Genomic DNA, 24,201 nt, shown 5'->3' with positions numbered 1-24,201 from the left:
GGAGCGGCGTCACGAGGGGACATCGCATGCGAAACCGGCCGGCCGGCGTCATCCGCAACCCGGTGCTGCCCGGGTCCCACCCGGACCCGTCGATCCTGCGGGTGGGGCCGGACTACTACCTGGCGACGTCGACGTTCGAGTGGTATCCGGGCGTACGCCTGCACCACTCCACGGACCTCGTGCACTGGCGACCCCTCGGCGGCGCCCTCGACGGCACCCGCCTGCTCGACCTGACCGGGTGCCCGGACTCGGGCGGTGTGTGGGCGCCCAGCCTCACGCACGCCGACGGCCTGTTCCACCTCGTCCACAGCAACGTCTCCACCTACGTAGGCGGCTTCACCGACTGCCCCAACTACCTGATCACCGCCCCTGCCATCGAGGGCCCCTGGTCGGATCCGGTACCGCTGCACGCCCGGGGCTTCGACGCCTCCCTCTTCCACGACGGCCCCGACAGCCGGCTGCTGAACCTGGTCCACGACTGGCGCCCCGGCCACGGCGGTTCGGCGGGCCTGGAGGCCCGGCGCTACGACCGTGCCGAACGCCGCCTCGTCGGTGACCCCGAGCGGATCGAGCTGCCGCCGCAGGCCGGTTGGATCGAAGGCCCGAACCTCTACCGCCGGGGCGACTGGTACTACCTGCTCACCGCGGACGGCGGCACGGGCTACGACCACCAGGTCACCGTCTCCCGCTCGCGCACCCTGACGGGCCCCTACGCACGCGACCCCGACGGCCCGCTGCTCACCGCCCGCGACCACCCCGACCTGCCCCTGCAGAAGGCCGGGCACGGCAGCCTGGTGGAGACCGGGGACGGCGACTGGTACCTGGCCTACCTCGTGGCCCGGCCCCTGGGGCGTCGGGGACCGTGCGTCCTGGGCCGCGAGACGGCACTGGCGCCCGTGACCTGGACCGCGGACGGCTGGCCGCGTGTCGAGACCGGCCTGCCGGCCCTGGAGGTGCCGGTCGGCAGCACGCCCTCCGGGAGGGACCAGGCGGACTTCGGGAGGGACCACGCGGAACTCGGGCGGGACCGCGCGGACGAGGACGACACCGACGGATTCGACGGCGCGGCCCTGGGCCCCCAGTGGTCGACACTGCGCCGCCCCGCGACCCCCGACTGGGTCTCGCTCACCGAACGCCCGTCCCACCTGCGGCTCCGGGGCGGCCGGTCACCGCAGAGCCTGGTCGAACCCAGCCTGGTGGCCCGACGTGTGACCGAGGTGCGCTGTTCGTTCGAGGCGACGATGGAGTACAGGCCCCGGACCTTCCAGCACCTGGCCGGGATCACCGCGTACTACAACACCCGCAACTGGTACTACCTGTACGTCACCGTCGACGACGCGAGCCGGCCCGTCCTGCGCGTCGCGAGCAGCGACCGAGGAGTGCTCAGCGTCGACGAAGCGGGTGAGGCGCCGCTCGGCGACATCGCACGACTGCGGCTCGGCCTCGACTTCGACGGGGCCGACCTGCGCTTCCGGTACGACACCGGCAGGGGCTGGGAGACCTTCGGCCCCGTCCTGGACGCGACGGTCCTGTCCGACGAGCACGCCGAGCAGATCGAGGACGGCCAGATCCGCGCACTCGGCTTCACCGGCGCGTTCGTCGGACTGTGGGCCTGGGACCTCACCGGGGGCGGGCACCCCGCCGACTTCGACGAGGTCACGTACCTGGCCGGGGAACAAGCTCCCGTTCGATGAACCGGTTGAGGTGGTGCCGTGCCTCCTGTGTGGTCAGGGGAGGTGCCTGGCGCAGGCGTTGCAGGGCGAGGCCGTCGGCGAGGGCGGCGAAGCGGGCGGTGAAGCCGTCGAGGTCGTCACCGCTGAACTCGCCGTCTGCGACGCCCCGTTCGGCCAGGGCGCGGATCTGCCGGTGCCAGGCCGCGTACCGGTCGGCCTGCCCCCGGGCGAAGGTCTCGTCCGTGCTCTGCTCGCCCGCGTGCCAGAAGTCGAACCACATCCGCCAGTGCCGGTCGGTGTCCTCCGTGAACAGCGCGTCGACGAGCAGCCTGAGCGCCTCGGCCCCGCTGGTCGCGTGCTCGGCGGCCTCGCTGAGCGCCGCGTAGTACTGCTCGATGTGCAGCACCATGGCCTCGGAGAGGACCTCCTGCACGCTGTCGAAGTGGTAGGTGACCGTGCCGACGGACACCCCGGCCGCGGCCGCCACGTCGCGTACGCCGACCGACTTGTAGCCGCGCTCGGCGATCAGCGGGACGGCCGCGTCGACGATGAGGCGCCGCCGTACCTCGGTGGGCTGCCGGGTCCGGTCCCGGGCGGCGACGGCACGGCGCGGGCTCTTCCCGCCGCCCTGCCGCGGCTGCTCGGCGGCCGTCATCCCGAGGTCCTCGGGGTGGTGCGGTGCCATGCGCGCTCGGCCACTGTCTCTCCGTTCCCCCGTGCCTCGATACGGCTGTCCATGACGAACTCCGCGGCCGTGGCGCGCAGCTCCGTCCGGGCCATGATCTCAGCGTCCCAGTCGTCGCCGCGCCGCAGCCGGATGCGCCACTCGGAGACGGCTCGCGCCGACAGCGGGTCGTCGGTGCGGATGGTGTATGTCTCGCGGGCGCTCTCCTCGTAGCGCAGCCCGTCCGGGTACGTCCGGGACCCCCCGTAGCCGGGGTCGACGTCCAGGGTCCACTCGCCCTTGGCGACGTCGTGCGTGACCAGCCGCTCGGGGCGGGGGTCGGCGGGCGTGTCGTAGGCGACCGGCATCGGTACCGCCTGCTCCGGTTCCTTGAAGCGGACGGTGACCTCGTCGGCGGCCTCGCGCACGGGCAGCAGGACCGCGCTGCCGGCCGGGACGATGTGCAGCGCCCCGCGTTCGCCGTGCGGCCACACCCAGGGCCAGTACGCGTCGGAGACGGCGACCCGGACGCGGTGGCCGGGCGGGAAGGCGTAGCCGATGCCGTTGAGGTCGAACTCGACGTCCTCGTACGTCCCCGGAGTCCATTCGACGGCGTGTTCGCGGCCCTTCCTGCTGAGCAGGTTGAGCACGCCCCGGGTGACGAGCGTGGACGAGCCGTCGGGAGCGACGTCGCACACGCGGGCGATGACATGGGCCCGTGGGGCGTCGCTGTCGAGGCGGAGCCGGACACGCGGCCGGCCGAGGATCTCCACCCGCTGTTCCAGGGGCGCGGAGTCGAAGCAGACGGACCTGCCGTCCTCCTCGCGCTGGTCGGGCGGCAGGTCGGCGGCGTTGCCGAACGGGAAGAAGCGGCCCGCGTCCAGGCCGGTGTGCAGCGGAGAGCGCACGAGGACCGGGTCGCGGCTCTCGCCGAGCGGACGGGTGTCCCAGGTGACGTCGGGGCTCGGCCACTCGGCGTCGCTCACCCAGCGGCCGGGCATCTCCTCGTGCGACGGGGAGGGCGGTACGGGGTCGTTCAGCCAGGCGCGCAGCAGCGGCTCCGCCATGACGCCCGTGTCGACGCACTTGAGGTGCTGGTCCCACCAGCGCAGCGTCTCCTGGAGGAACCCGATGGCCGGGCCGGGCGGCAGTCCGCGGTCGGGGTACTGGTGCGACCAGGGGCCGACGATCCCCCGCACCCGTTCGCCGGGAAGGTGCTCCACGAGCCGCAGCACGGTGTCTCGGTACGGGTCGTTCCAGCCGCCGACCGCGAGGACGGCCGCGTCGATCGCCGGGTAGTCCTCGCAGACGCTGCCGTGCCGCCAGTAGTCGTCCCGCTGCTGGTGCTCGAGCCAGGTGTGCAGAAAGGGTTCGAGGGCGTCGAGCCGCTCGCGCCACATCGGCAGCCAGCGGTCCGCGCCCACGTTCGCGGGGTCCGGCGGGCGTGCGGCGAAGGCGAGCATGGTGCCGGCCCAGGCGAGCATGTCGATGCCGAGGACGGCACCGCCCGTGTAGTGCACGTCGTTGTCGTAGCGGTCGTCGGTGGAGCAGACCGTCACGACCGCCTTGAGCGGCTCGGGGGCGAGGGCGGCGATCTGGAGGGAGTTGAAGCCGCCCCAGGAGATGCCGAACATGCCGACCCTGCCGGTGCACCAGGGCTGTGCGGCGAGCCAGTTGACGACGTCCACGCCGTCCGCGAGTTCCTGGGCGTCGTACTCGTCGCCGGGTGTGCCCTCGCTGTCGCCGTGGCCGCGGACGTCGACCCGGACGGAGGCGTAGCCGTGACCGGCGTACCAGGGGTGGCGCTGGGCGTCGCGCGGGGCGGTCCAGTCGCTCTTGCGGTACGGCAGGTACTCGAGCAGTGCGGGGACGGGGTCCGACTCGGCGTCGGCCGGGCGCCAGATCCGGGCGTGCAGGCGGGTTTCGCCGTCCCGGGTGGGGATCCACACGTCCTCGCGGACGACCTGGCGTTCGAACCGGTCGCGGTACTTCACGAAACTCCTTCTGCGACGGGAGCGGTCGGGTTGTCGTCGGGGGTGCCGACGGGCCGCCAGCGGCGGGCCCGGTGGCCGTCGCCGTGGTCGGTCCACACCTCGCCCTCCTGGGCGGCGTCGGTCCAGTCGGGGGACGCCTTTACCGGCGGCTGGGCGTCGGGGTCGGGCTCGAGGGCAGCCGCCATCAGCTCGCGCGTGTAGGGGTGCCGGGGATCCGAGAAGACGGCTTCCGTCGGGCCCTCCTCGACCACGACACCGCCGCGCAGGACGACCACGCGGTCCGCGATGCCGCGCACGACGGCCAGGTCATGGCTGATGAACAGACAGGCCAGCTCGCGTTCCCGGCGCAGGTCGTCGACCAGGTGCAGCACCTCGGCCTGGACCGAGACGTCCAGCGCGGTGGTGATCTCGTCGGCGATGAGGACGTCCGGCTCGCCCGCCAGCGCACGTGCGATGCCGATGCGCTGCCGCTGGCCGCCGGAGAGCTGGGCGGGCAGCCGGTCGGCGAAGGCCGGGTCCAGGCGTACGTCGGCGATGAGCCGCCGGGCGCGCTCGGCAGACTCCGCCCGGCCGCCGGCCGTGCCGAAGAACCGCAGCGGTCGCCGGATGGCGTCGCCGACCGAGCGCCGGGGGTTGAGCGAGGTGTCCGCGTTCTGGAAGACCAGTTGCACCCGCCGCCGCAGGGACATCGGCCGCCGCTGCGCGGGCCGGGCCAGATCGCCCGACTCGTGGGTCATGGCGCCGCCGGACGGCGTGCGCAGCCCGGCGAGGGTCCAGGCCAGCGTGGACTTGCCGCTGCCCGATTCGCCGACGAAGGCCAGGACCTCACCGCGCCGGACCTCGAAGGAGACCCCGTCCACCGCACGTGAGCTGCCGTAGTCGACGGTGACGTCCCGGGCGGAGACGGCGACCGGCGCGTCCTCGGGCACCACGGCCCGGGGTCGTATCTCGCGCTCGCCGGTCTCCCGCACGAGCGCGAGACCGGCGTCGTCCAGTCGCGGCACGCTCGCCAGCAGCCGCTTCGTGTACGGCTCCCGGGGCAGCGCGAACAGCTGCCGGGTGGGCGCCGACTCCACCACCCGGCCCGACTTCAGCACACACACGTCGTCCGCCAAGTGCGCCACGACGCCCAGGTCGTGACTCACCAGCACGGCCGCCAGGCCCAGTTCGTCGCGCAGGGCGGCGATCAGGTCCAGCACGCCCCGCTGGGTGACGACGTCCAGGCCGGTCGTCGGCTCGTCGAGGACCAGCACCTTGGGGCGGGCGGCGATGGCCATGGCGAGGGCGACGCGCTGCTGCTGGCCGCCGGACAGCTCGTGCGGATAGCGGCGGGCCAGCTCGGCGGGGCGTGGCAGCCGGACCTGGTCGAGCAGGTCGGTGACGGGGATGTCGCCGCCCGCCTCCGCTATCTGCCGGCCGACGCGCATGGAGGGGGTCAGCGCCTGGCCCGCGTTCTGGGCGACCATGGCGACCGTCCGGCCGCGCAGCCGCCGCAGCTCGGGCGCGGACAGGGCGAAGACGTCCCGGCCGTCCACCGTCACCGAGCCGCCGGTGACGTGGGAGCCGTGCCGCAGATGCCCGAGCAGGGCCGCGGCGAGGGTCGACTTGCCGCTGCCGGACTCGCCGACCAGCGCGAGCGTCCGCCCGGCGGCGGCCTCCAGCGACACCTCGTGGACCACGGGTACCTGACGGCCCCCGGAGCGGTAGGCGACGGACAGGGAGTCGACGGAGACGAGCGGGGTCATCACAGGCCCTCCCTGATCCGGTCGACGCCCCAGGCCTTGGAGAGGCCGTCGGCCGCGAGGTTGAGTCCGATCACGAGCGTGGCCAGGGCGATGATCGGCGCGACGCTCGCCATCGGCACGACGGTGATGGCGGTGCGGTTCTCGGCGACCATCAGGCCCCAGTCGGGAGTCGGCGGGTCGGCGCCGAAGCCCAGGAAGGACAGCGAGGAGATCAGCAGCACGACCCAGGAGGCACGCATCGCGAACTCGACGCACACCACGTCGACGATGTTCGGCAGGACCTCCCGGCGCAGGATCGACCAGGTGCCCTCCCCGCGGGCCCGGGCGGCGGTGACGTAGTCGGCGGGCACCACCGCCAGGGCGGCCCCGCGCACCACCCGTACCACCTGCGGGACGAACACGACGGCGACGGCGAGGACGATGACCGCCGGTCCGGTGCCGAGGGCGGTCACGACCACGAGCAGCGCCAGCACCGCCGGAACGGCCAGTACGGCGTCCAGCACCCGTCCGATCAGGTCGTCGAACCAGCCGCCGCGCAGGGCGGTCGCGCAGCCGATGACCGTGCCGAGGGCGACGCTCACGACGGTGGCGGCGACGGACACCCCGAGCGCGTAACGGCCGCCGTACAGGACGCGCGCGAGGACGTCGCGGCCGTACTGGTCGGTGCCCGCCCAGTGGTCCGCGCCCGGACCGAGCAGGGCCTGCGAGGCGTTGCCCGCGATCGGGTCGTAGGAGGTCAGCAGGGGCGCCAGCAGCGCGATCACGATGTGGAGGGCGACGATCGCGAGCCCCACGACGGCCGTGCGCGAGGAGCGCAGGGTGCGCCACGCTCGGGTGGCGCGCGGGGCCGTGGCGTCGGCTGCCCGGACGGTGTCGACCGTGGTCATCGGGTCCTCCCTCGGGTGCGGAGCCTGGGATTGAGGGCCATCGCGCCGAGGTCGGCGGCGAGGTTGCACACGACGTAGACGACGGCGCTGATCAGGGCGATGGCCTGGATGACGGGCAGGTCCCGGTTCTGCACCGAGGAGAGCATCAGCTTGCCGATGCCCGGGTAGTTGAAGACGTTCTCGACGACGGCGACGCCGCCCAGCAGCCAGGCCACGTTGAGCGCGATCACGTGCAGGACGGGGAGCAGGGCGCTGGGCAGGGCGTGCCGGGTGACGACCCGCAAGGTGGACAGGCCCTTGAGGCGGGCGGTGGTGACGTACTCGCTCGCCATCACGTCGATCACCGAGGTGCGGGCCATACGGACGATGTAGGCGGCCATCACCACGGCGAGGGAGAGGGCCGGCAGCCAGACGGCGGGCAGCAGCTGGCCGACCGTGGCCTCGGGGCCGTAGAGGACGACCGCGGGGAACCACGGCAGCGCGACCGAGAAGCACAGCACCAGGACGGTGGCCACGACGAACTCGGGGATGCTCATGCCGACGAGACCGACCGTCGAGATGAGGTGGTCGGGCCAGCGGTCGCGGTAGAGCCCGGCGACGATGCCGAGCAGCAGCGAGCCGGTCACGGCGAACAGGATCGTGATGCCGGCGATCAGCGCGGAGTTGCCCAGGTACTGGGCGACCTCACCGCCGACCGCCTGCGTGGAGACCAGGGACGTGCCGAAGTCGCCGTGCAGGGCGCCCCACATCCAGTCGCCGTAGCGTTCGACGGCGGGCCGGTCGAGGCCGAGGCTGCCGCGCAGCTCGGCCACCGCCTGCGGGGTCGCGTCCTTGCCGAGCACCTGGGTGGCGACGTCCCCGGGCAGGGCCTGGACGGCGAGGAAGACCAGCAGCGAGGAGAGCAGGAGTGTGCCGAGCGCGGCGGCGATCCGGCGGGCGACGAAGGAGAGCATGCTCAGGCCCCCTTCAGGCCGATGCCGAGATAGTCGAACTCGAAGCCGTGCTCGGCGTAGCCGCGCACCTTGCGCGAGATGCCCACGAGCCGGTCGGCGAACATCGGGGTCATCGCGCCGCCCTTGTCGATCACCCAGCTCTGCGCCTCGCCGTAGAGGTCACGGCGCCTCGCGTCGTCGGTCTCGGCACGCGCCCGGTCGAGCAGCGCGTCGAAGCCCTTGTCGGACCAGGCGGTCTCGTTGTACGAGGAGCCGCTGCGGAAGACCTGGTTGAAGAGCTGGTCGACGGGCCGGCCGGTGTACCAGTAGGTGGCCATCAGCGGCTGCTTCATCCAGATCTGCGTGTAGTACGAGTCGGCCGACGCCGTCTTGACGCGGATCCGGATGCCGGCCCGCTTCGCCGACTCCTGGTAGGCGAGCGCCATGGGCGTGAAGAGGGGGTCGTACGCGGAGGTGTACAGGTCGACGGCCAGGTTCTCGTGGCCCGCCTTCCTCAGCAGGTACCGCGCCTGGTCCGGATCGTGCTCGGGGTGCGCGGAGCTGTGCGCCGGGTCGTCCGGGGGCACCGGGTTGTCCCAGCCGGGCCTGCCCGCGCCCTGCAGCGCGGCCTTCACGATGTGCTCGGGGTCGTAGGCGAGCTTCATGGCCCGGCGGACCCGGACGTCGGTGAAGGGCTTGTCGGTGGTGAGCATCGGCAGCACGTACCACTGGGCGTTCTTCACCCGCGCGATGGTGGCGCGGTCGGAGGCGGCCACGACCCGGGCGGTGGCGAAGTCCAGATTGGTCTGGGACAGCAGGTCGACCTGCCCGGCGAGCAGGGCGTTCGAGCGGGCGGACATGTCCGCGACCGAGTAGAAGGCGATCGCGTCGAGCACCGGGCGGCCCGCCCAGTGGTCCCGGTACGCGGTGACGCGGCCGGGGCCCGCCGGTGCGAAGGACTCCAGCTTGAAGGGGCCGGTGCCGATGCCGGTGCGTCCGATGGACTTCCCGCTGCCCTCGGGGACGACGTAGCAGTTGTAGTGCGTGAGCAGGCTCGGGAACTCCGCGTTCGGCGCCTTCAGCGGCACGACGAGGGTGTGCGCGTCGGGTGTGCGCAGCCGCCCGGGGTCGACGAGCGGGGCGAGCACGCCGGCCTGCGGGGACGCCGTCGCCTTGTCCAGGATGTGCCGCAGCGTGTAGGCCGCGTCGGCCGAGGTGAAGGCGCGGCCGTCGTGGAAGGTGACGCCCTCGCGCAGCCGGAAGGTCCAGGTGCGCGCCGTGCTGTCCGGCTCCCAGGACTCGGCGAGGTCGGGGGCCGGCTTGCCGTCCGCGCCGACGCGGACCAGCCGGTTGTAGAGGGCGCCCAGGTATTCGTAGGCGGACAGGGAGCTCGCCGGGTCGAGGGTCTCGGCGTCGGAGGCGGGCGGACGGGCGATCCGCAGGGTTCCGCCGCGGTCGGGCGCGCCGCGCTGGGCGGCGGCAGGCAGGACGGGTGCGGCGGTGGCGCCCGAGCAGCCGGACAGCAGCCAGGACGCGCCGAGCGAGGCCGCACAGGCGGTGCCCGCGGCGAGCACCGAGCGGCGTCCTGGGGAGTGCGTGCCGGACATGAACCGACCTTCCCTGTCGCTATTCGTACGCTGAACGATTGAGTGAAGTCCGTGAACGATAGCGAGCAGGCGGTTTCAAGCCAACCCTTCGAGCTGTTTCGGGCTGTGAAGAAGTCGTCACAAACGCAACGGCCGTCCCGTGAGGTCGGGGGGTGAGTCGCGCAGGATGTCCGGCCGCCTTGCCCCCGTCGTGCGCCTGACGCAGGCTGGTCCTATGGCTGAGCAAGCCGGCCCTACGCTGATCACGTCCGTCCAGCGGGCCATGCGCCTGCTTGAGGTCGTCAGCGCGCACGAGAACGGCGCACCGGCGAAGCAGCTGGCGCGGGAGACGGGCCTGCCCCTGGCCACCGCCTATCACCTGCTGCGGACGCTGGTCCACGACGGATATGTGCGGAAGCTGGACGACGGCGGGTTCGTCCTCGGCGACAAGTTGCAGACGCTGAAGTCCACCGGCCGCGCCCAGGCACTGCTGAACCGGGTCCGGCCCACGCTCGCCGCGCTGCGGGACGAGCTCACGTCCGCCGCCTACCTCACCTTCTACGAGGACGGCGAGATCCGGGTCGCCGAGATCGTCGACGGCCCCGGGACGCCCCGCGTCGACCTCTGGGTGGGCTTCGAGGACGCGGGACACGCGACCGCGCTCGGCAAGTCCGTGCTGCGGGAGCTGGACGTCGAGGCCCGCAAGGACTACCTCTCCCGCCACCAGCTCGCCGACCTCACCCCGCGGACGGTCACCAGCCTGCCGGAACTGCTCCGGCGACTGGAGGCCGAGCCCATGGCCCCGGCCGTCACGGACCTCGAGGAGTACGCCCTCGGCACGGTCTGCGTCGCCGTCCCCGTCTACAGCGGGGACACGCTCGGATCCCTCGGTGTCTCCCTGCCGGTGAACCGCTTCTCCCGGCTGAAGGAGGTCCGGGAGCGGCTGCTCCCGACCGCGAGCCGGGTGACCCGGAGCCTCTCGCTCACTATCTGAAAATCCGCTCCTTGCCGGTGCCCCAGGTCACCCCTTTATCTGGATGAAACAGACATTTCAGGGGTGCGCTTCTCGGATTCGCGCCCCACGCACAGGTGAGGGACCCGGATACCGACATGAGCCATGAGCGTGACCTTGGTGCCGACCACCGGCCTGCCGGGCCGTCCAGAAGCCGAGTGGCCGGTGCCGGGGATTCGGCCCGCAGGCGCGCCCTCGCGCAGCTGGCCGCCGGTCTGCCCGTCCTGCCCGTCCTGCCCGTACTGGTCGTCACAGCCGTCCTGCTCGCCGACCTCGCCGACGGCGGCGCGGGGATGATCTGGCTGCCCCTGCTCGCCGCCGGGCCCGCCCTCGCGGCCACCACCAACGGGCCGCGAGGTGTCGTCTGCGTGGGCCTCCTCGCCGCGGTGCTCGGCGCGCTGCTCGGGGTCCGGGACGGCGTTCCGAGCCGTGAACTGGCCGCGGTGCTGTCGGCCCTGATGGCCGTCACGCTCGCCAGCGGCCTGGCCAGTGTCCTGCGCGGGCGCCGCGAACGGGTGCTCGCGGCCGTCCGCTCGGTCGCGGAGACCGCCCAGCACGCGCTGCTCAGGCCCGTACCGGCGAACGTCGGTCCCTTCCAGGTGGCCGTCCGCTACAGCGCCGCGGCGGCCGAGGCCCGCATCGGCGGGGACCTCTACGCGCTGATACCCACCCGGCACGGGGTGCGGCTGATCGTCGGCGATGTGCGCGGCAAGGGGCTGCCCGCCGTGGGGACGGCTGCGCTGGTTCTGGGCGTCTTCCGCGAGGCCGCCCATGACGAGCCCGACCTGCTCGCCGTGGTCGAGAGGATCGAGCGCAGCCTGACGCGCAATCTCGGCCACGACGACTTCGTCACCGCCGTGGTCGCCGGATACCCGCCGGGCGGTCATCTGGAGGTGGTGAACTGCGGGCACACGCCTCCGCTGCTGGTGAGCGCCTCGGGGAGCGTCACCCCGGTCGAGCCCGACCTGCCGTCCCCGCCCCTCGGGCTGCGCGCCCTGGCCGGCCACGCGCCCGGCCTCCAGGAGCTCCCGTTCGCCGACGGCGACCAGCTGCTGCTCTACACCGACGGTGTCACCGAGGCCCGCGACCACGGCCGGGCCTTCTATCCGCTCGCCGAAGGACTGGAGCGCCATGTCTCCCACGAGCCGGCCCACACCCTCGGCGCACTCCACGACGAACTGCTGGCCCATGTCGGAGGCCGGCTGCACGACGACGCGGCCCTGCTCCTGATCCGCAAGCCGGCCGCGTCCGAGGCAGGCGTCGCGGCGGCGATCGATTCCGGCAGCGCGGCTCACGCTCCGGCATGCGAGGCGGGGTGCCGCTGACGCTCGTCGCGTGACCGCAGTCGGCGTGCCCACCCACGGCCCCAGGTCCGGCCGGGCACTTCGACCCAACGGTGGGTCAGCAGGCACAGAGGCAGCAGCACGGCGAAGAACGCCACCTCCAGCGCGAGACTGTCCTGCCGCCGTCGGCCCATCGTGCTGTCGATCACCGCCAGCAGTACCGGATGCACCAGATAGACCGAGTAGCTGATCGTTCCCAAGGCCGTCAGCACCCGGGTTACGCGTCGGCGGCGCGACCACAGTCCCGCGCCGAAGGTGAGCACGGCCAGCAGGAACGCGACGATCCAGCCGCGTCGCGTGAAATGGTCACCGTCGCCGAACCCGTACGCACTCCCCACGGCACAGGCGACCACCAAGGCGGCAGCGACAGCCGCGTCGTGCCAGGTGCTCTGACCGTTCTCGGCACGGTGGACGGCGGTGCCGAGGAACATCACGGCGAGAATCACCAGGCCCTCCCACAGCGGGACCGTGCCGTTGAACAGGACCAGGGCGAGCGCCAGGCCCCCGCCCAGCACACCCCCGAACACCCGGAGCCCGGATGACCCGGCGCTCGCGCAACAGATGGCCACCGCCATGGCGATCGAGGCGAACGCGATCAGCGGTCCGGTGCCCACCAGGCCGGACAGAGCGGAGACCGGCAGCACGGCCCCTGCCGCCACGCTCATGGCGGCGAGCCCGGCCAGAGCGACGGACACCGCCGCCGACCGCTGGTGCAGCCGGACCGTGAACAGGGCGACGACCAGCAGGTAGAAGGACATCTCGTACGAGAGCGTCCACAGGACGAGCAGGAGACTGGGTGTCCCCAGCAACTCCTGAAGCATCGTGGCGTGGGCGACCGCCACGGTGACGACGCCCTGCCCGCCGAAGTCACGCAGCTCGACGATGCCTGTGAAGCCGAGGGCGAGAAGCGCGCTCACGACAGCCGCCCACAGCGGATACACGCGGAAGATCCGTCTGGCCCAGAACGTCCGGACACAGCCCCGGCGCTCCAGCGACGCGGGGATGATGTAGCCGCTCACCAGAAAGAACACCATGATGCCGTAGCGGCTGGTGTTGAACTCCGGCATCAGCTCCCGCCGGAGTTCCGGCATGAAGGTGTACGACGAGTGGTCGAACACCACGACGAGTGCGGCGATGCCGCGCAACGCGTCCAGCCAGCCCAAGCGCGACAGATGCGTCGGGGAGGCGGGGACGAGGGGTGGGGATTCCATGCGGCCGAGTTCAGCGGCTTGATCATTGTTCGGCAGTACGGTTCTGGCGGCCTGACAATGAGGCGGGCCGGAGGGGGTGCGGGGGTGGCGGGGCGTCATGAGGTGCCGGTGGATCCGGCGGCGGGACCGGTGCAGCGGTTCGCGTTCGAGTTACGCAAGCTGAGGGCGGAGGCGGACGGGATCACCTACCGGTCGCTGGCCCGGCGGGCGGGCTACTCGGTGACCACTCTGGCGCAGGCGGCAGGAGGCGAGCGGTTGCCGACGCTGCCGGTGGCCCTCGCCTACGCGGAGGCGTGCGGCGGAGACCCGGCCGAATGGGAGGCCCGGTGGAAGGAGGCGGTGGAGGAGTCCGCCGGTGACGGCTCCCGGGACGACGACGGATCCCTCGCGCCGTACCGGGGACTGGCACGGTTCGAGACCGGGGACAGCGGCCTGTTCTTCGGCCGGGAACAGCTCACCGCCGACCTGGTCGAGCTGTTGCGCCGACGGCGGTTCGCCGCGGTCTTCGGCCCCTCCGGCAGCGGCAAGTCCTCCCTGTTACGGGCCGGACTGATACCCGTGCTCCGGCACGCCCAGGAGCCGGACCTGCGCCCGGCCGCGATCCGGATCCTGACACCGGGCGAACGCCCCGCACGCAGCAACGCCGCCCTCCTCGCACCGGTGATTCCTCGCGACGGCGACGCCGGAGCGGACACGCTCGTGATCGTCGACCAGTTCGAGGAGGTCTTCACGCTCTGCCACGACCCGGCCGAACGCGCCCGCTTCATCGACCTGTTGCTGAGGGCCCGGCAGCCGGAGAGCCGCCTGCGGGTGCTGCTGGCGGTACGCGGCGACTTCTACGGCCGCTGCGCCGAGCACCGCGAGCTGGCCGACGCACTGCGCGATGCCAACCTCCTGGCCGGAGCGATGAGCCAGGCCGAACTGCGGGCCGCCGTCGTCAAACCGGCCAAGGCCGCCGGACTGACCGTCGAACGCGCCCTCACCGCCCGGCTGGTCGAGGAGGTCGCCGACGCGCCGGGTGGACTGCCGCTGCTGTCCCACGCGTTGCTGGAGACCTGGCGCCGCCGCCGTGGCAAGACACTGACCCTGGCGGGCTACGAGGCCGCCGGATGCCTGGACGGCGCGATCGCCCGGACCGCCGAGGAGGTCCACGGCCGGTTCACCGACGACCAGGCGGCTGCCGCCCGCCGGGTGCTGCTGCGCCTGGTCGCCCCCGGCGACGGCACCCCCGACACCCGCCGTCCCGTCGACCGCGCGGAACTGCCCGGCACCGCCCAGGTGGTCGACGCACTCGCCGGGGCGCGGCTGCTCACCCTGGACGGCGACACGGTCGAGATGGCCCACGAGGCCCTGATCACGGCCTGGCCCCGGTTGCGCGGGTGGATCGAGGCGGATCGCGAGCGTTTGCGTGTGCACCGAGACCTCACCGAAGCGGCCCACGCCTGGCAGGAACTGGGGCGAGAGGAGGGCGCGTTGTACCGGGGGAGCCGGCTCGCCGCCGCCCGGGAGCACTTCGGTGACGCACCGCGCGAGGAGCTGACCGAGCTGGAGCGTGCCTTCCTCGACGCGAGCGGTGTCCATGAGCGGAAGGGCCGTCGCCGGTACCGGATGGTGCTCACGGCGGTCACCACCGCGCTGTGCCTCGCGCTCGTCGCCGCGGGGCTTGCGGTGGGGCAGTGGCAGAGCGCGGTGAGCGCACAGCACGTGGCGCAGTCACGGCAGTTGGCCGCGCAGTCCGGGGCGCTGTTGGATACCGAACCCGATCTGGCGTCGCTGCTTGCTGTGCATGCGTACCGGATCAGTCCGACGCGGGAAGCGGCTGCCGCTCTGTATGACGCTGCGGCGTTGCCGCTGAGCGAGCGTCTGGTCGGTGGGAAGGAACCCGTGCGTTCCCTTACCGTCAGCACGGACGGACGTACCGTCGCCACCCACAGCAAAGACGGCAAGGTGCGGATCTGGGAACTGCCCGGGGGACGGCTCCGGCACACGCTCACTGTCCCTGGCTCCGGTGAAGTCGTGGCGCTCAGCGCCGAGGGACGCACCCTCGCAGTCGCGATCTCCGGTGACGTCGGCGCGGTGATCGGACTGTGGGATCCGGCCACCGGCAGGAGAATCCGTACCGTCACCGTCCCCGACGGTGCGGTATGGGCAACGGCGTTCAGCCCTGACGGGCGTACCGTGGCAGCCGCATCCTTGTCGGCCGTGCAGGTGTGGGACGTGGCCACCGGCCGCACGCGGCACAGCTTCTCCAGCGATGCCCCACGGACAGTCGCGTTCGGCCCCGACGGACACACTGTTGCCGCGGCAAGCTACAGCGGACAGGTGCGGGTGTGGGACGTGACCAACGGTCGCACCCGGACCGCCCACGAGAGCCCAATCGATGGATATGCCGTGGCTATCAGCCCTGACGGCCGGACCTACGCTGTAGTCCGCAGCGACAGGTCGGTGCAGTTGCGGGACGTAGCCACCGGCAGAGTCCGGCGCACCATCGATGACGGGCCCATCGGGGTGAACGAAGTGGCCTTCGCTCCGGACGGGCGCACAGTCGCGATCAGGGGCGGTGAAGACACGGTGCGACTGTGGGATATCGCGTCCGGCGCGACGCTGGGCACCGTGACCGCAGGTCACCGTGGACGGGGCCTGACGAACGTGGCCCTCAGTGTGGATGGCAGCACCCTGGTGACCAGTAGCAGCCGGGACCCCGCCATTCGTATCCACCGACTGTCTGCCGATCACCCGCACAGCACGCTGCCAGGCCATGCCGCCGCGTTCATCTCCGACCTCGCATTCAGTCCGGACGGACATACGGTGGCCACGGTTCGCCAAGCACCGCCCGGCCGTGGGGCGGTACAGCTGTGGGATACCAGGAGCGGAGATCGCGACGGCACACTGACGCTCGACACCGAACCGGCTCCCCGGGGAGAGCAGCTGCCGGACCTGGTTCACCGCTTCGGAGCTGTGGGGTTCAGCCGGGCCGGACGTGCCCTAGCCGCCCGGGCCACCAAGAACGAGGTGATCGAAGTCCGAGAGGTCACCACGGGCCGCCTTCTTCAAAGCCGCGCTCTGCGCAACATCGACACGGCGGTCTACAGTTCCGACGGGACACGGCTCGCCCTCGTAGGCCATGACGGATCCGTTCGGATCTGGCACCTTTCGACTGACGCACTACGCACCGTCTACTCAGGCCAGGACGAACCCGTCAGGACGCTGGCGTTCGCCCCGGACGGTCGCACACTCGCCGTCGCGCACATCAGGGCGGGCCACGAACAGGTCAAGCTGCTCGACGCCGCGACCGGCCGGACCCAGCGCACCATCAAGCCGAGCGCCGGGAACCTGGTGTCCCTCGCGTTCAGCCCGGACGGCCACAGCCTGGCCACCGCGAGCAGCGCCAAGGGGGCCGTGAAGACGTGGGACGCACGCACCGGTCAGCTCAAGGACAGCTTCAATGTCAGCGGTGAGGTGACGTCGCTGGCCTTCAGCCCAGATGGACGCACTCTGGCCGCGAGCAACGCCAGGGGAGTCCACCTGTGGGACCTCGCCACCAGCCAGATCAGAAGAACCCTGCCGACCCGCACGCAAGCAGGGGCGGTGAGGTTCAGCCCGGACGGCCACACCCTGGCCATCAGCGTGGGCCCCTCCGTCGAGCTGTGGAACATCGACTTGCCCGACCCGGCCCGCGCGATCCGCGACATCTGCGCGGCCATCGACACCACGCTCACCCCACTGGAACAGTCCCGCTATGTGCCCGACCAGTCCACTGAAACCGGCTGCCCGGCGGCCAAGCGATAGGACTTCACCGCAGATCCTTCACCCGCCGCAGCTTGCCGACCGACCGCTCCAGTGTCTCCGGTTCCACGATCTCCACGTCGACCGTGACACCGATGCCGTCCTTGACGCCACCCGCGATCGCGCGGGCGGCGGTCTCGCGCAAGTCGGCGGGCGTGCCCGGGCGGCTCTCGACGTGGACGGTCATGTGGTCCATGCGGCCGTGCCGGGTCAGCTGGATCTGGAAGTGTGGGGCGACGCCGGGCGTGCGCAGGACGATCTCCTCGATCTGGCTGGGGAAGACGTTCACCCCGCGCAGGATGATCATGTCGTCGCAGCGGCCGGTGATCTTCTGGATGCGGCGGAAGGCGGGCCGGGCCGTGCCGGGCAGCAGCCGGGTCAGGTCCCGGGTGCGGTAGCGGACGACCGGCAACGCCTCCTTGGTCAGGGACGTGAAGACCAGCTCACCCTCCTCGCCCTCGGGCAGCACCTCACCCGTCATCGGGTCGACGACCTCAGGGAGGAAATGGTCCTCCCAGACGTGCAGACCGTCCTTGGTCTCCACGCACTCCTGCGCGACCCCCGGGCCGATCACCTCGGACAGGCCGTATATGTCGACGGCGTGGATGTCCATGCGCTCCTCGATCTCGCGGCGCATCTCCTCCGTCCAGGGCTCGGCGCCGAAGATTCCGACCCTCAGCGAGGTGGAGCGCGGGTCGACGCCCTGTCGCTCGAACTCGTCGAGGAGCGTCAGCATGTAGGACGGCGTGACCATGATGATCTCGGGCTCGAAGTCCTGGATGATCTGCACCTGGCGTGCGGTCATGCCCCCGGAGGCCGGGATCACCAGACAGCCGGCGCGCTCCGCGCCGTAGTGCGCGCCGAGGCCTCCGGTGAACAGGCCGTACCCGTAGGAGATGTGCACCTTGTGGCCCGGGCGTCCGCCGGCGGCACGGATCGAGCGGGCGACGAGGTCCGCCCACATCGACACGTCGTTCTCCGTGTACCCGACGACCGTGGGGCGGCCCGTGGTGCCGCTGGAGGCGTGCACGCGGCTGACCTGGTCCATGGGGACGGCGAACATGCCGAACGGGTAGGTGTCGCGGAGATCGGCCTTGGTCGTGAAGGGGAACCGGGCCAGGTCCTCCAGCGAGCGGCAGTCCTCGGGCGTGACCCCGGCGGTGTCGAATTTCTTCCGGTACGTCTCGACGTTGTCGTACGCGTGCCGCAGACTCCGGCGCAGCCGGTCTAGCTGGAGCTCGCGCAGCTCCTCGCGGGTGAGGCGCTCGGCGTCGTCCAGCAGATCGTCGTCCCGCAGATCACGGGGGAGGGGCTCGCCGGTCATCGCGACTCCTTCGACGTCGTACTCGCGCTCGTACGCCGGAGCCACGAAGGTGACGTCGGCCCCGGCCGCGACGGTCACCGAGCCGTGGCTGTTGCAGTGGGTCACCTTTCGCACCACCTTGTCTACCGACCGAACATTCGGTTAGCTTCGGCGTTGCCAAGTAATCCCATCGCCTCCGGGCATGTCAAGGGTCGAGGGCTTACCAAGGGGCTCGCCCTGTCATATCATGGGCCGAACGAATGGTCGGTTGGGAAGTGGGACGGATGGATACGACACGCTCCAGCCCCGCGGAGGCGGACGGCGCCGAGCCGGTTCTCCAGCAGCACTTCGACGCGACGATCGCGCGGGACCAGCGGATCGAGCCGCGTGACTGGATGCCGGAGGGCTACCGCAAGACACTGATCCGTCAGATCGCGCAGCACGCGCACTCGGAGATCATCGGCATGCAGCCGGAGGGCGAGTGGATCACGCGCGCGCCGTCGCTGCGGCGCAAGGCCATTCTGTTCGCCAAGGTCCAGGACGAGGCCGGACACGGGCTGTATCTGTACTCGGCGGCGGAGACGCTGGGCGCGGACCGCGCGGATCTCACGGACCGGCTGATCGAGGGCCGCCAGAAGTACTCGTCGATCTTCAACTACCCCACGCTGAGCTTCGCGGACGTCGGGGTGATCGGCTGGTTCGTGGACGGTGCCGCGATCTGCAACCAGGTGCCGCTGTGCAGGTCGTCGTACGGACCGTACGCGCGCGCGATGGTGCGGATCTGCAAGGAGGAGTCGTTCCACCAGCGGCAGGGCTACGAGCTGCTGATGACGATGATGCGCGGCACCGCGGCCCAGCGGGAGATGGTGCAGGACGCGGTGGACCGCTGGTGGTGGCCGTCCCTGATGATGTTCGGTCCGCCCGACGACGCCTCGCCCAACTCCGCGCAGTCGATGGCCTGGAAGATCAAGCGGCACAGCAACGACGAACTGCGCCAGCGTTTCGTCGACATGACCGTCCCGCAGGCCGAGAAGCTCGGCGTGACGCTCCCGGACCCGGAGCTGCGCTGGAACGACGAGCGGGGACGCCACGACTTCGGCACCCCCGACTGGGACGAGCTGATGCGGGTCATCAAGGGCGACGGCCCGTGCAACGCCCAGCGGACGGAGCGACGCCGCACGGCCCACGAGGAGGGCACCTGGGTCCGCGAGGCGGCCACCGCCCACGCCGCCAAACAGGCGGCCCGCGCAGAGAAGGGAGCGGTGGCATGAGCGCCGCCGACAAGAAGGACTGGCCGCTGTACGAGGTGTTCGTGCGCGGCAAGCGCGGCCTGAACCACGTCCACGTGGGCTCGCTGCACGCCGCCGACGACCGTATGGCGCTCACCCACGCCCGCGACCTGTACACCCGGCGCAACGAGGGCGTGAGCATCTGGGTCGTGCGCTCGGAGCACATCGCCGCCTCCACCCGCGACGAGAAGGACCCCTTCTTCGCGCCCAGCGCCGACAAGGTCTACCGGCACCCGACCTTCTACGACATCCCTGACGACGTCCCGCACATCTGAAGGAGAGGGCATGAGTGACGACCACGTCTACATGACCCTCGCCGAGGGACACGAGGACGACACCCGCTGGGCCTACGGCACCGGCTTCGAGGACCCCTTGCACGGCGTGGACACGGCCGTGCCCGACGGCGTCGACACCGGTGAACTGGCCGCCCTCTGCGTCACCCTGGGCGACGACGCCCTGGTCTCGGCCCAGCGGCTCGCCGAGTGGACCACCCGGGCCCCCGAGCTGGAGGAGGAGGTGGCCCTGGCCAACATCGGCCTCGATCTGCTCGGCCAGGCCCGGCTGCTCTACGCCCGAGCGGGCCAGATCGACGGCACCGGCCGCGGCGAGGACGCCTACGCCTACTTCCGGGACGGTTGCGACTTCCGCAACGTGCGCCTGGCCGAACTGCCCAACGGCGACTTCGCGTTCTCGACCGTACGGCTGCTGGTGTTCGCGAGCTGGCGCCTCGCGTACTTCGAGCGGCTCACCGCCCACCCGGACCCGGTGCTCGCCGCGATCGCCGCCAAGGGCGTCAAGGAGCTTGCCTACCACCGGCAGTACGCGGCCGAGTGGGTGGTGCGCCTCGGCGACGGCACCGAGGAGTCGCACCGCCGGACGCGCAGGGCGCTGGAACAGGCGGCGCCCTACCTGGGCGAGTTGTTCACGGCGTACGACGTACGGGACGAGGTCGTCGCCGTCCTGCGCCAGGTCACCGAGACGGCCGGACTGCCCATGCCCGTCTACCGGCCGCTGCCCGGCTCGGGCCGCACCGGGGAACACACCGAGCATCTCGCCCCGCTGCTGGCCGAGTTGCAGGGCATCGCCCGCGCCCACCCGGAGGCGACATGGTGACGACGCTCCTGGACGCACGGCGGGCCCGGCGCATCGCCGAGCAGGTGCCCGACCCCGAGCTGCCCATGCTCACCCTGGCCGACCTCGGAGTGCTGCGCGACGTGTCCCTGACCCCGGACGGGACGGTGGTCGCGAGCCTGACCCCGACCTACTCGGGCTGCCCGGCGATGGCGGAGATGCGCGCCGGAGTGGCCGCCCGGCTCCGGGACGCGGGCTACGCGCGCGTGGAGATCCGCACCGTCCTGGACCCGCCGTGGACCAGCGACTGGATCACCCCGGACGGCCGGCGCAAGCTCGCCGAGCACGGCATCGCCCCGCCCGGGGCCGCGCCCGCGCGCACCACCGGCCCGGTCCCGCTCGTGCTGTCGCCGACCCGCCGCTCGGTGCCCTGCCCGCGCTGCGGTTTCCACGACACCGAGGAGACCTCCCGCTTTTCCGCCACGTCCTGCAAGTCCCTGTGGCGCTGCCTCGCCTGCCGCGAGCCGTTCGAGTACGTCAAGGAGATCTGATGGACGACCTGATGGAGCCGGCCCCCGTCCCGGCGGCACGCGCGCGGGCTCGCCGGCGTCCGGTCTTCCACCGACTGCGGGTCGCCGCCGTGCAGCCGCTGTGCGAGGACGCGGCGGCCGTCAGCTTCGACATCCCGGCCGAGCTGGCCGAGGAGTTCGCCTTCGAGCCCGGCCAGTCGCTCACGTTGCGGCGCGACATCGACGGCCGGGACGAGCGCCGCTCGTACTCGATCTGCTCACCCGCCGGCACCGCCCCGCGCATCGGCGTCCGGGTCGTACCGGGCGGCCTGTTCTCCTCCTGGCTGGTGCGCGACGTACGCCCCGGCGACACCGTCGAGGTGATGGCACCCACCGGCGCCTTCACGCCCGACCTCACCGCCCCCGGCCACCACGTCCTGATCGCGGCCGGTTCCGGCATCACGCCCATGGTCTCCATCGCCGAGTCCGTCCTGGCCGCCGACTCCCGCTCGACGGTCACCCTCCTCTACGGCAACCGCCGCACCGGTACCGTGATGTTCGCCGACGAACTGGCCGATCTGAAGGACCTCCACCCGACACGCTTCCAGCTCGCCCATGTCCTCTCCCGCGAGCCCCGCGAGGCCGAGGTGCTCTCCGGCCGCCTCGATGCCGACCGGCTGTCGGCCCTGGTCGACGCGCTGGTGGACGTGGACTTTGCCGACCACTGGTGGCTGTGCGGCCCGCACGGCATGGTCCGCGCCGCCCAGCAGGTCCTCACCGGCCTCGGCGTGCCCGCCGACCGGGTCCACCAGGAGCTGTTCTACGCCGACGACGAGCCCGTACGCGAGGTCCACCACGCCGAGACAGGCCCGACCGGCCCGGTCAGCCAGGTCACCGTCACCCTCGACGGCCGCTCCACCACCTCCGCCCTGCCCCGGGAGCGGAGCATCCTCGAAGGCGCCCAGCAGACCCGCCCGGACCTGCCGTTCGCCTGCAAGGGCGGCGTCTGCGGCACCTGCCGCGCCCTGGTCACCGACGGCAAGGCCGACATGCGGCGCAACTTCGCCCTCGAACCGGCCGAGGTCGACGCGGGCTACGTCCTCACCTGCCAGTCGTTCCCGGTCTCCGACGCGCTGACGGTGGACTTCGACACCTGAGTCACCGTTCGCCCGAACACTCCTCCGGCACAGCCATGGTCCCGACGACGACCGACTGGTACGAGGCGTCCGGCGAGGCGGCGATCATGTCCTGCTGCTCTCGCCTGGCCTCGGCCCGGGCCTGCTCGATGGAGTCGTGGATCTCCTGGCAGTCGTACGTGCCGGTCGGTGTGGCCTCCCGGGCCGGGGAGTTGGAATCGTCCGTGTAGGAAGCGGAGTTGAGCGCGGAGGTGGCGGCGAGCCCGGCCAGGCACGCACCCGCCCAGACGACGGCGATCCGCCGGCAGGTACTCAAGTGCAGGCCCTTCCACCGTGCCCGACTCTCATCGAACCCCCTCAACAGCTACCGCGGACGCCTTGGCAGAGGCATCCTTCACCCGGCGCGCAGGACGCGCAACGCCGTGAGGGCGACGTGGAGTTCGGTGCGTCGCTCCCCGGACTCGAGGTCGGAGTCGAGGAGGCGCTCGATGGTGCGCAGACGCTGGTACATGGTCTCCCGGGACAGGCCGCCGCGACGGGCCGCGGTGGTCTTGTTGCCGGCGGCGTCGAGGTAGTGGCCCAGCGTGGTGAGCAGGTCGGTGCCGTGCCGGGTGTCGTGGTCGATGAGCCGGCCGAGGCGGCGTTCCGTGTAGTCCTGGACGCGGGTGTCCTCGCGCAGGGCGTACAGCAGACGGCGCAGGTCGATGTCCGGCAGCTCGTGGAAGGAGCGGTCCGGGGGGAGGGGCTGGCCGGGCGGGGTGGCCTCTATGACTCGAGCCGCCTCCCGGAAGGAGCGTGCCGTGTCGGCGAGGTCCGCCACCTCGGAGCCGACGCCGACGATCGCCCCCGGGACCAGACCCAGCGCGGTGCGGCACAGCCGTTCCGCCATGGGGCGCCAGGGCCGGTCGGGGCGCAGGGCAGGCAGGATGCCGAGGCGGCCGGGGGCGAGCTCGCCGACGAGGGCCGGGATCCCAGCCGACCGCAGCTCGCCGTGCAGCCGGGCCTCCAGCTCGCCTCCCTCGGCACCCGGGCCCAGGTCGACGAGGATCGCCAGATAGCGGCTGTCCTCCGTGGGCAGGCCCAGCGCGGCACAGCGGGCGCGGGTGTCCTCGGGGGAGTGGTGGCGCTGCTCCGCCAGCTCCCGCAGGGCGGTGCGCTGGGCCGTGTGCTCCCAGGGCGTGGAGTGGATGAGCCGGGCGACCGTCAGGGCCATCGCCGTCCGCTCCAGGACGGTGATGTGCTCCGGCCCGAAGGCCGGGCCGTCGTCGGCCCCCTGGAGCATGGCCAGGCGGCCCCAGCGTTCGCCCTGGTAGGAGACGGGCACCGTGAGCCAGCCCTCCGGGCCACGCGCCTCGGTGTGGTCGCCGGGCTCGGTGGCCCGGGAGCGCTGTTCCCAGTCGCCGAGCGCCTCCTCCACCGTGCTCCCCGACGGCTCGCAGATCAGCGCCTGGTGCACCAGGTTCTCCAGGACGACCGTGCGGCCGCTCATCTCCGCCGCCGCCCGCACCACCTCCTCCGGTCCCGCGCCGCGCAGCGTGAGCGCGGTGAACGCCTCGTGGATCCGCTGCGTCCGGCGCATCGCGTCGGCCTGGCTGCCGAGGATGAGCGCGTGGACGACCTGGGTGACCTCCAGGAAGTTGACGTCCCGCGCGAGGGTGACCAGGGGCAGCCCCCGGGCGCGGCAGGCCTGGACGAGGGCGTCGGGCGGCCGGTGGTAGCGCCGTACCAGCTCGATGACCAGGGCGGCCGCTCCCACCTCCGTGAGTTCGTCGACGTACCGGCGGACTCCCGCCGCGTCGTCGGGCAGGGGCATGCCCGTGGTCAGGACCAGCTCGCCGCCCTTGAGGAACGAGGCCGGGTCCGTCAGCTCGGTGATGTGCACCCAGCGCACCGGCCGGTCAAGACCGCCCGGCCCGGTCACGACCTGGGGCTGCCCGGCGGCCAGGACGGGCAGGGCCAGCACGTCGGCGACGCTCGGCGGGTGTGGGTTCACGGTGGCTCCCTGCATGCCTGGTCACTCTGACAAGCCGCACTGACCTGCGCAAGAGCTGTCCACAGGA

Annotated in this window: 19 protein-coding genes; 9 read left to right on the top strand and 10 right to left on the bottom strand. The window is 72.0% G+C overall.

Annotated features, from left to right (window positions below; all coding sequences use genetic code 11):
* Positions 1-26 precede the first annotated feature (26 nt).
* Entirely contained in the window at positions 27-1,694 is a 1,668-nt protein-coding gene (locus tag ACIBK5_RS01780; RefSeq protein ID WP_399015091.1) for a glycoside hydrolase family 43 protein, read from the top strand.
* Here ACIBK5_RS01780 and ACIBK5_RS01775 read toward each other — a convergent pair.
* From ACIBK5_RS01775 to ACIBK5_RS01750, 6 genes are read right to left on the bottom strand one after another with little or no spacing between them, the layout of a single operon-like run.
* Positions 1,657-2,358 carry a TetR/AcrR family transcriptional regulator gene (locus ACIBK5_RS01775; protein WP_399015089.1) on the bottom strand — a complete coding sequence of 234 codons (702 nt, stop codon included), beginning with the start codon at positions 2,356-2,358 and terminating at the stop codon, positions 1,657-1,659. The genes ACIBK5_RS01780 and ACIBK5_RS01775 overlap by 38 nt on opposite strands.
* Positions 2,325-4,331, bottom strand: coding sequence for a CocE/NonD family hydrolase (locus ACIBK5_RS01770; RefSeq protein WP_399015087.1), 2,007 nt, complete (start codon positions 4,329-4,331; stop codon positions 2,325-2,327). The genes ACIBK5_RS01775 and ACIBK5_RS01770 overlap by 34 nt, the downstream gene beginning before the upstream one ends.
* Positions 4,328-6,076 carry a dipeptide ABC transporter ATP-binding protein gene (locus tag ACIBK5_RS01765; protein ID WP_399015085.1) on the bottom strand — a complete coding sequence of 583 codons (1,749 nt, stop codon included), beginning with the start codon at positions 6,074-6,076 and terminating at the stop codon, positions 4,328-4,330. Before ACIBK5_RS01765 ends, ACIBK5_RS01770 begins: the two co-directional genes overlap by 4 nt.
* Positions 6,076-6,963 carry an ABC transporter permease gene (locus tag ACIBK5_RS01760; RefSeq protein WP_399015083.1) on the bottom strand — a complete coding sequence of 296 codons (888 nt, stop codon included), beginning with the start codon at positions 6,961-6,963 and terminating at the stop codon, positions 6,076-6,078. The genes ACIBK5_RS01765 and ACIBK5_RS01760 overlap by 1 nt, the downstream gene beginning before the upstream one ends.
* Positions 6,960-7,916 carry an ABC transporter permease gene (locus tag ACIBK5_RS01755; RefSeq protein WP_399015082.1) on the bottom strand — a complete coding sequence of 319 codons (957 nt, stop codon included), beginning with the start codon at positions 7,914-7,916 and terminating at the stop codon, positions 6,960-6,962. The genes ACIBK5_RS01760 and ACIBK5_RS01755 overlap by 4 nt, the downstream gene beginning before the upstream one ends.
* 2 nt (positions 7,917-7,918) lie before the next feature.
* Positions 7,919-9,502: an ABC transporter substrate-binding protein gene (locus ACIBK5_RS01750; protein WP_399015080.1), complete on the bottom strand. Its 1,584-nt coding sequence runs from the start codon at positions 9,500-9,502 to the stop codon at positions 7,919-7,921.
* Between the two features lie 214 nt (positions 9,503-9,716).
* On the opposite strand from ACIBK5_RS01750, the gene ACIBK5_RS01745 reads away from it, so the two are divergent.
* Together ACIBK5_RS01745 and ACIBK5_RS01740 are read left to right on the top strand one after the other, a co-directional pair.
* Positions 9,717-10,475 (top strand): IclR family transcriptional regulator, encoded by a 759-nt coding sequence (locus tag ACIBK5_RS01745; RefSeq protein ID WP_399015077.1) that lies wholly within the window; start codon positions 9,717-9,719, stop codon positions 10,473-10,475.
* A 116-nt stretch (positions 10,476-10,591) separates the two neighbouring features.
* The gene (locus tag ACIBK5_RS01740; protein ID WP_399015075.1) at positions 10,592-11,818 is read left to right on the top strand and encodes a PP2C family protein-serine/threonine phosphatase; all 1,227 of its coding nucleotides are present in this window, start codon (positions 10,592-10,594) and stop codon (positions 11,816-11,818) included.
* Here the strand turns inward: ACIBK5_RS01740 and ACIBK5_RS01735 are convergent.
* A complete protein-coding gene (locus tag ACIBK5_RS01735) occupies positions 11,785-13,047 on the bottom strand; it encodes an acyltransferase family protein (protein ID WP_399015073.1) in 1,263 nt (420 codons plus the stop codon). The two genes, ACIBK5_RS01740 and ACIBK5_RS01735, sit on opposite strands and share 34 nt — an antisense overlap.
* An 84-nt stretch (positions 13,048-13,131) precedes the next feature.
* On the opposite strand from ACIBK5_RS01735, the gene ACIBK5_RS01730 reads away from it, so the two are divergent.
* The gene (locus ACIBK5_RS01730) at positions 13,132-16,836 is read left to right on the top strand and encodes a helix-turn-helix domain-containing protein (protein ID WP_399015071.1); all 3,705 of its coding nucleotides are present in this window, start codon (positions 13,132-13,134) and stop codon (positions 16,834-16,836) included.
* 4 nt (positions 16,837-16,840) lie between these two features.
* Here ACIBK5_RS01730 and paaK read toward each other — a convergent pair whose 3' ends face one another.
* A complete protein-coding gene (gene paaK / locus ACIBK5_RS01725; RefSeq protein WP_399016188.1) occupies positions 16,841-18,157 on the bottom strand; it encodes a phenylacetate--CoA ligase PaaK in 1,317 nt (438 codons plus the stop codon).
* A 263-nt stretch (positions 18,158-18,420) separates the two neighbouring features.
* Here paaK and paaA point away from each other — a divergent pair, with 263 nt between their 5' ends.
* The 5 genes from paaA to paaE are packed head-to-tail and all read left to right on the top strand — an operon-like array spanning position 18,421 to position 22,162.
* A complete protein-coding gene (gene paaA / locus ACIBK5_RS01720; RefSeq protein ID WP_399015070.1) occupies positions 18,421-19,407 on the top strand; it encodes a 1,2-phenylacetyl-CoA epoxidase subunit PaaA in 987 nt (328 codons plus the stop codon).
* Positions 19,404-19,700 carry a 1,2-phenylacetyl-CoA epoxidase subunit PaaB gene (gene paaB / locus ACIBK5_RS01715; protein WP_399015068.1) on the top strand — a complete coding sequence of 99 codons (297 nt, stop codon included), beginning with the start codon at positions 19,404-19,406 and terminating at the stop codon, positions 19,698-19,700. Before paaA ends, paaB begins: the two co-directional genes overlap by 4 nt.
* Positions 19,701-19,710: 10 nt before the next feature.
* Positions 19,711-20,538, top strand: coding sequence for a 1,2-phenylacetyl-CoA epoxidase subunit PaaC (gene paaC / locus ACIBK5_RS01710; protein WP_399015066.1), 828 nt, complete (start codon positions 19,711-19,713; stop codon positions 20,536-20,538).
* A complete protein-coding gene (paaD, locus tag ACIBK5_RS01705; RefSeq protein WP_399015064.1) occupies positions 20,532-21,047 on the top strand; it encodes a 1,2-phenylacetyl-CoA epoxidase subunit PaaD in 516 nt (171 codons plus the stop codon). The genes paaC and paaD overlap by 7 nt, the downstream gene beginning before the upstream one ends.
* Complete coding sequence (gene paaE / locus ACIBK5_RS01700) at positions 21,047-22,162, top strand: 1,2-phenylacetyl-CoA epoxidase subunit PaaE (RefSeq protein WP_399015062.1); 1,116 nt, start codon at positions 21,047-21,049, stop codon at positions 22,160-22,162. Before paaD ends, paaE begins: the two co-directional genes overlap by 1 nt.
* A gap of 1 nt (position 22,163) precedes the next feature.
* Here paaE and ACIBK5_RS01695 read toward each other — a convergent pair whose 3' ends face one another.
* Both ACIBK5_RS01695 and ACIBK5_RS01690 read right to left on the bottom strand, forming a co-directional pair.
* Positions 22,164-22,457, bottom strand: coding sequence for a hypothetical protein (locus ACIBK5_RS01695; protein WP_399015061.1), 294 nt, complete (start codon positions 22,455-22,457; stop codon positions 22,164-22,166).
* A 78-nt stretch (positions 22,458-22,535) separates the two neighbouring features.
* The gene (locus ACIBK5_RS01690) at positions 22,536-24,149 is read right to left on the bottom strand and encodes a PucR family transcriptional regulator (protein WP_399015060.1); all 1,614 of its coding nucleotides are present in this window, start codon (positions 24,147-24,149) and stop codon (positions 22,536-22,538) included.
* Between the last annotated feature and the right edge of the window lie 52 nt (positions 24,150-24,201).

Source organism: Streptomyces sp. NPDC050546, from assembly GCF_044457425.1.
Classification (GTDB): Bacteria; Actinomycetota; Actinomycetes; order Streptomycetales; family Streptomycetaceae; genus Streptomyces.
The sequence above is the reverse complement of the archived record's forward strand: the minus strand, read 5'-3'. Positions and strand labels throughout refer to the sequence as shown.

What these genes read in the sequence shown, in the direction of transcription:
- ACIBK5_RS01740 (WP_399015075.1), top strand. Translation starts at nt 10,592, where the DNA reads ATGAGCCATGAGCGTGACCTTGGTGCCGACCACCGGCCTGCCGGGCCG.
- paaK (WP_399016188.1), bottom strand. Translation starts at nt 18,157, where the DNA reads ATGACCGGCGAGCCCCTCCCCCGTGATCTGCGGGACGACGATCTGCTG.
- ACIBK5_RS01775 (WP_399015089.1), bottom strand. Translation starts at nt 2,358, where the DNA reads ATGGCACCGCACCACCCCGAGGACCTCGGGATGACGGCCGCCGAGCAG.
- paaA (WP_399015070.1), top strand. Translation starts at nt 18,421, where the DNA reads ATGGATACGACACGCTCCAGCCCCGCGGAGGCGGACGGCGCCGAGCCG.
- paaB (WP_399015068.1), top strand. Translation starts at nt 19,404, where the DNA reads ATGAGCGCCGCCGACAAGAAGGACTGGCCGCTGTACGAGGTGTTCGTG.
- paaD (WP_399015064.1), top strand. Translation starts at nt 20,532, where the DNA reads ATGGTGACGACGCTCCTGGACGCACGGCGGGCCCGGCGCATCGCCGAG.
- paaE (WP_399015062.1), top strand. Translation starts at nt 21,047, where the DNA reads ATGGACGACCTGATGGAGCCGGCCCCCGTCCCGGCGGCACGCGCGCGG.
- ACIBK5_RS01735 (WP_399015073.1), bottom strand. Translation starts at nt 13,047, where the DNA reads ATGGAATCCCCACCCCTCGTCCCCGCCTCCCCGACGCATCTGTCGCGC.
- ACIBK5_RS01755 (WP_399015082.1), bottom strand. Translation starts at nt 7,916, where the DNA reads ATGCTCTCCTTCGTCGCCCGCCGGATCGCCGCCGCGCTCGGCACACTC.
- paaC (WP_399015066.1), top strand. Translation starts at nt 19,711, where the DNA reads ATGAGTGACGACCACGTCTACATGACCCTCGCCGAGGGACACGAGGAC.
- ACIBK5_RS01750 (WP_399015080.1), bottom strand. Translation starts at nt 9,502, where the DNA reads ATGTCCGGCACGCACTCCCCAGGACGCCGCTCGGTGCTCGCCGCGGGC.
- ACIBK5_RS01765 (WP_399015085.1), bottom strand. Translation starts at nt 6,076, where the DNA reads ATGACCCCGCTCGTCTCCGTCGACTCCCTGTCCGTCGCCTACCGCTCC.
- ACIBK5_RS01780 (WP_399015091.1), top strand. Translation starts at nt 27, where the DNA reads ATGCGAAACCGGCCGGCCGGCGTCATCCGCAACCCGGTGCTGCCCGGG.
- ACIBK5_RS01760 (WP_399015083.1), bottom strand. Translation starts at nt 6,963, where the DNA reads ATGACCACGGTCGACACCGTCCGGGCAGCCGACGCCACGGCCCCGCGC.
- ACIBK5_RS01690 (WP_399015060.1), bottom strand. Translation starts at nt 24,149, where the DNA reads ATGCAGGGAGCCACCGTGAACCCACACCCGCCGAGCGTCGCCGACGTG.
- ACIBK5_RS01745 (WP_399015077.1), top strand. Translation starts at nt 9,717, where the DNA reads ATGGCTGAGCAAGCCGGCCCTACGCTGATCACGTCCGTCCAGCGGGCC.